The following is a 264-nucleotide window of genomic DNA, read 5'->3' on the forward strand; positions in this document are numbered from 1 at the left end:
ACTCACGTGCTGCACGTTCTGATGATGACGCAGCAGAAACGGCAGATTTGATGTCGAACACACGCTGTCCAATCTGTGAAACTGCGATGGACAGCTATGTGATCGATGGTGGTCGGAAGCTACATGTCTGTGGTAATAACCCAGACTGTGCTGGTTTTGAACTTGCAGAAGGTGAGTTCAAGATCAAAGGTTATGATGGCCCAACCAGTCCAGGTGATACGTGTGAGGGGGAAATGCAGCTGAAGACGGGGCGTGGTGGTCCTT

1 protein-coding gene is annotated in these 264 nt (G+C 50.8%); it reads left to right on the forward strand.

Annotation, left to right across the window (positions count from 1 at the left end):
- Positions 1 to 264, forward strand: a 264-nt coding sequence (locus ACG9ZB_RS17430) for a hypothetical protein (RefSeq protein WP_419326864.1), incomplete at both ends; no start/stop codon positions are given.

This window comes from Acinetobacter johnsonii (assembly GCF_048551975.1).
Taxonomy (GTDB): Bacteria; Pseudomonadota; Gammaproteobacteria; order Pseudomonadales; family Moraxellaceae; genus Acinetobacter; species Acinetobacter johnsonii_A.